Here is a 5,212-nt window from a genome sequence, read left to right on the forward strand (position 1 = left end):
CACCAATCATTGCTAAAGTTTCGCTCCCCTCGCGAATATCTGAAATTAATTTTGAGATATTTCTCAAAGGTAATTGCCTAGAAGTATCTGCTAATTTTCTAATTGGCGACATCAAAAAAGATTGTCCAATTAAAAGTAAAATTTGAAGATAAAGAAGGATATTTCTAGATTTTAAAGAAAATAAGATTATTGCAAAAAGGGTAAATGAAGAGAAGAACAATTTAGCTTTGAAAATAATCCCAGAGCTTATAAGTTCGGATGCAAGATTAGGCATTTCGGGATCATTAATTGAACTCAACCAAATATTCGAGAAAAAGAATGCTATTGAGAAGCCAAACAAAATTAAAATATTAAAAATCCAGAAATATGAATAACTTTTATTTATATTTTTTAAGCTTATAAAGCTATTACTTGTTAATAATGCCGCCGCTGGAATTGCTGGCAACCAATAGCTAGGTAATTTAGTAGCAGAAAGGCTAAAGAAGATTAAAACTGACGTTAACCAACATAGAGAATATGTATAAAGGGTTTCAGTGACATTGCAATTTTCTTTTGAACTTTTAAAGAAATCCTTAAAGGTTTTAAATATCCCATGATACAAAAAAGGAGTGAATGGTAATGAAGCCAATATCATTATGTAAAGAAAAAACCAGAATGGTTCTGCATGATTATTTACAACTGAGGTATATCTTTGAAAATTATGGTAACCAAAAAAATTGTCCCAAAAAGGCTTTCCCTCTTTTATGAGTTCTAATATGTACCATGGAACACTTATAAGTATTGTTATTAAAAAACCTTTCTTAGGGTTTATCTTACAGAGCAACGTTTTCCAATTCTTCTGACTAAACAAGAAAGATGTAATAGTCAATAATGCCAAAACAAATGCAACAGGTCCTTTAGTTAAAATTGCAAAACCTAAAAATACCCAAGCTGAAATGCATTGATCATTATTTTCACTTGCCATTCTTCTCCAAAACAAAAGCAGGCTAATCCCTAAGGTTCCAGTTAAAAGAGCATCACTCACAGCAGTTCTACTCCAAATAATTATTAATGGAGAAAGAGCAAAGCCTAATGATGCAACTATTGGAGTGAGGAATTGCCTATCACTCTTCTGTGGCCAACAAAACAACGTATCTCCAATCATCAACATTAAAAATAATGATGCCAAAGCTGAAGGGAGTCTTGCTGAGAGAGTCCCGAAACTATCCCAAATCTCGTTTTTCGGTAATGAGTAAAAAAAACCCATTAGCCAATATATCAGTGGAGGCTTATCAAAACGGAATATTCCATTAACTTTTGGAGTTAACCAATCACCAGATTCACTCATTGCCCGTGCTGCAGCGGCAAATAAAGGGGGAGTTTCATCCACCAATCCTGTAGTGCCTAAACCTAAGATAAATATAATGATCCCACAAACTAAAACTATCAATAAGGTTATAAGCCTTTTTTTTGAGTTAAGAAGAATCATTTAATATTATTTATATTCATGCATTACCTTATTAAGCCAGTTCACAACCTTGTTAGCAAATATATCTGCGGAGGCATTTTTTTCTACCCATTCTCTACATTTCTGACGCTTTATTTTTTCAATAATCTCTACATAAGAAAGCATATTTTTTTTATCATCAGGATCAGCAAGATAACCTGTTTGGCCATGCTGAATAATTTCACTAGGTCCTCCCCTTTTATAAGCTACAACAGGCACCCCACAGGCTAAAGCTTCAACAATAACGTTCCCATATGCCTCATTCCATTTCGGAGTATTTAGCAACCCTCTGCATTTACCAAGTTCTTTTTGTAATTCATCGGTTGATAAAAACCCCATCCAATCTATAGCTCCTTGAGGGAATGATTTTTCTATCTTTGAGGCATACATCTCATCTTCTATAAATCCCCAAACTTTTAATTTTTCGCCAAGTTGATTTGCTACATAAACTGCATCCTCCAAACCTTTCTCCGGAGCCACTCTTCCAACCCATGCCAAGGGTCCCTTAACTGAATCTTGAAAAATATAATTATCTAAATTAAACCCATTCCCAATAATTGTTGGTTTTTTTATGAATGGATAATCATTAGCTTGCATTTTCGAATGAAAAGCAAAATTATTTGGATATTTAGCATATACCTTAGAGATTAAATTACTAATTACTGAACTTTCAGAACCCATACTAATAATATGTGCAATGGGTATCTCTAAATTTAGAGTCATCCAAATAGGCAACCAATCATAGGACATGTTCAACAATACATCTGCATGTTTAGCGATATCTAATCCCTTTTCAAGCATTCCTGCTAAAAGAGAATTGTCTGGGATACTCACGGGAGAATTATAATTTTGATGCTGCCAACTAATTTGATCTTCACCTTCCACAAAATGTAATTTTGCTTTTACATTACTTTCATGTAACTTAGAATTTTTTGGAGCTACAACCTCAACAGAATGACCTAAAGAAATTAAACCTGAAACTAAAGAATTTAAAGTTAATTCAACTCCACCACCTTTACCACTCCCTAAGAACCCTATTGGAGTACTAATCAAAACTATTCGCATTATTAGACTTTTTACAAAAAGAAACTAATTAAATAGTAGTATCAGAAAATTTATTTTCCCATAAACTCTTTCTCTGGCTAACAAAAAATACTGAGATAAGAACAAACACTACTCCTATCCACTGCACAATAGTGAGTCTTTCATCTAACCAAACACCTCCACTGAGAAGAGCAAATACAGGTGTTAAAAATGCAAGAGTGCTAAATCCAGTTATTTCTTTATTATTAGCAAAGTAGAAAAACAATCCATAAGCTATTGCTCCTCCAAAAATACTTGCAAATGACATAAGTCCCCAATCAAATATTGACCAATCTGGAATTATTGTGAAATTTGATTGTAAGCAGTGCTTAATAATTAAGGGCAAACTCCCTAAAACCATATGCCAACCTGTAACTGCAACTGGATCACTTTTAGTACAAGTGAATCTAATTAAAATTGTTCCTAATGCCATAGCTAGAGAAGCTGCAAGCATCCAAAGTTCTCCAAAGTTAAAAGCAACATCATTTATAGACTTATCAGACATCAACCACCAATTCCCTAAAAATTCTTGTGGAACTCCTAAAAATACTATTCCTCCCAAGCCAAAAAGTAGTCCTAACCATCCTATTGGATTAATTAAATTCCCAAAAATTGCCCTCGCTAAAATAGCTACCAAAAGCGGTTGAGAATCAATTAAGACAGAACCTAAACCTGCTCCAGTTTTTTCAATACCATAAGTTAAAAACAACTGAAAAAAAGTGGCATCAACAATCGTAAAAACAAAAAACCACTTCAAATCGCACTTATAAATTTTTAAATCTCTTTTAAACAAATATGTTGTTATTAGAACAAGAATCCCTGCAGGAAGTAATCTTAAAGAAGCCACAAACTCTGGCCCAGCACTAGATACTAAAGGAGTCATAGCCGCCATTGAAGTACCCCAAAGTGCAAAAGGGAGTATCATTAAAAACCAATTTAGGATTGAATTCATTAGGTCTGCTGATAATCTTTTTAAAGTAGTTTTATGAATTTACCTTAAAAGAATGATTTGGCCTTTTAGACGAAAGTCAAAAAAAAGAATAGCTCGTATAGTAATTGATGAGCCTATTACAAGTTCAACAAGAGTTTCTGTCCTTAAAGCTCTTAAACAAATTGAGGATAGAGAATTTCCTGCTTTAATCGTGAGAATTGATTCTCCAGGGGGTACTGTTGGGGATAGCCAAGAAATATACTCTGCTATTAAAAGACTAAAAGATAAAGGATGTAAAGTCATTGCTAGTTTTGGGAACATCTCAGCATCAGGAGGTGTTTACATTGGTGTTGCATCTGACAAAATAGTTGCTAATCCAGGCACAATTACAGGATCTATTGGTGTGATTATAAGAGGAAATAATTTATCTGAATTATTAGATAAAATCGGCATTAAATTTGAAACTGTTAAAAGCGGTGTATTTAAAGATATACTTTCTCCTGATAAGCCTTTAAGTGAGGAAGGGAGGAGATTGCTTCAAGGCCTAATTGATGAAAGCTACAAACAATTTACTGAAGCTGTTGCTGATGGAAGAAATTTACCTGTTGAAGAAGTAAGGAAATTTGCCGATGGGAGGATTTTTACTGGTACTCAAGCGAAAGAATTAGGACTAGTTGATGAGGTTGGAGATGAATTTGTTGCAAGGGAACTAGCTGCAGAGATGGTTAATATTGACCCTAAAATTCAACCCCTAACATTTGGTAAGAAAAAGAAAAAAATACTTGGACTAATTCCTGGAAGTAAAATGATTGAGAAAATTATCAATAATATCTTTTTTGAGTTTGACTCATCTAATAAAGTACTTTGGTTATACAAGCCTTAAATCGATATGTATGAAAAAATGAAAGATGATTATAAAATTACATTTATTCGTGGTGCTACAACAGCATCTGGGAATTCTGTTAGGGAAATAGAAGTTGCCGTAGTGGAATTAATTGATGAATTAATTTCACGAAACAATCTAATTAAGACGAACATATTATCCATTACATTCACAGCGACAAAAGATTTAAATGCATGTTTCCCCGCTTCAATTGCAAGGAAATTTAATGGACTTGATTCAGTTGCCTTTTTAGACTGCCAACAAATGCACGTATCCAATGATGTTGATTTTTGTATAAGAATAATGGCTCAAGTTTTATTGCCACCAAATTATGCAATAAAGCACCCTTATTTAAGAGGCGCTGCAAAATTAAGGACAGATAGATGTTAACCTTAGTGAAATTATTTTTCTGCTTTAAATTTGAATAGCACGAACTCAACCTTTAAATTCCATTCCCTTAATGTTAAAAATCACAAAGAAACTTACTTTAAATCTTAAAATTTTAAGATTTTTTATTATCCCTACAATTTTAGTTTTAACTCCTTTTTTTAATAACATCCAAGATGCTAAAGCGGGGTTGGAATTCCAGTGGGATCAAGACGATAGTTATAGAAGATTAAAGTGGTTTCAAAAAGAAAATAATAGGAAATTTAGAAATACAATTTATTTTTTCTTGAGGCCATCTGATAGAAGAACTGATCTCTTAAAAATTAATCTAGCAATTCCTAAAACTTTTAAATCCACTTTAAAAAATGAAAACATTAGTTTTTGCAAAGTAAGAATAGGCGGTTTTGAAAATAGAACTAAGTGTTTAGAAGATATTCCAGCT

The 5,212-nt window shown here is 33.0% G+C and carries 5 protein-coding genes and 1 pseudogene; 3 read left to right on the plus strand and 3 right to left on the minus strand.

Annotation, left to right across the window (positions count from 1 at the left end; all coding sequences use genetic code 11):
• From MK115_RS08830 to MK115_RS08840, 3 genes are all read right to left on the minus strand, one after another.
• Positions 1–1,468 (minus strand): ArnT family glycosyltransferase (locus tag MK115_RS08830; RefSeq protein WP_287610806.1); only part of this gene is annotated, 1,468 nt, incomplete at its 3' end.
• A gap of 6 nt (positions 1,469–1,474) precedes the next feature.
• Positions 1,475–2,551 carry a glycosyltransferase family 4 protein gene (locus tag MK115_RS08835; protein ID WP_287610808.1) on the minus strand — a complete coding sequence of 359 codons (1,077 nt, stop codon included), beginning with the start codon at positions 2,549–2,551 and terminating at the stop codon, positions 1,475–1,477.
• Positions 2,552–2,579: 28 nt separating this feature from the next.
• Entirely contained in the window at positions 2,580–3,521 is a 942-nt protein-coding gene (locus MK115_RS08840) for a DMT family transporter (protein WP_025964894.1), read from the minus strand.
• 52 nt (positions 3,522–3,573) lie between these two features.
• On the opposite strand from MK115_RS08840, the gene sppA reads away from it, so the two are divergent.
• The 3 genes and pseudogenes from sppA to MK115_RS08855 all read left to right on the plus strand — a co-directional run.
• Positions 3,574–4,383, plus strand: a complete 810-nt coding sequence (gene sppA, locus MK115_RS08845; protein WP_287610812.1) for a signal peptide peptidase SppA — start codon at positions 3,574–3,576, stop codon at positions 4,381–4,383.
• 6 nt (positions 4,384–4,389) lie between these two features.
• Positions 4,390–4,773 (plus strand): chorismate mutase, encoded by a 384-nt coding sequence (aroH, locus tag MK115_RS08850; protein ID WP_287610814.1) that lies wholly within the window; start codon positions 4,390–4,392, stop codon positions 4,771–4,773.
• Between the two features lie 70 nt (positions 4,774–4,843).
• Positions 4,844–5,212, plus strand: a pseudogene (locus tag MK115_RS08855) (DUF2808 domain-containing protein); the annotation flags it as partial.

Origin of the sequence: Prochlorococcus sp. ALOHA_ZT_50 (assembly GCF_022447305.1) — a bacterium.
GTDB lineage: Bacteria > Cyanobacteriota > Cyanobacteriia > PCC-6307 > Cyanobiaceae > Prochlorococcus_A.

Coding starts and splice junctions, on each gene's coding strand:
- MK115_RS08835 (WP_287610808.1), bottom strand. CDS start 2,551: ATGCGAATAGTTTTGATTAGTACTCCAATAGGGTTCTTAGGGAGTGGT.
- MK115_RS08840 (WP_025964894.1), bottom strand. CDS start 3,521: ATGAATTCAATCCTAAATTGGTTTTTAATGATACTCCCTTTTGCACTT.
- sppA (WP_287610812.1), top strand. CDS start 3,574: ATGATTTGGCCTTTTAGACGAAAGTCAAAAAAAAGAATAGCTCGTATA.
- aroH (WP_287610814.1), top strand. CDS start 4,390: ATGTATGAAAAAATGAAAGATGATTATAAAATTACATTTATTCGTGGT.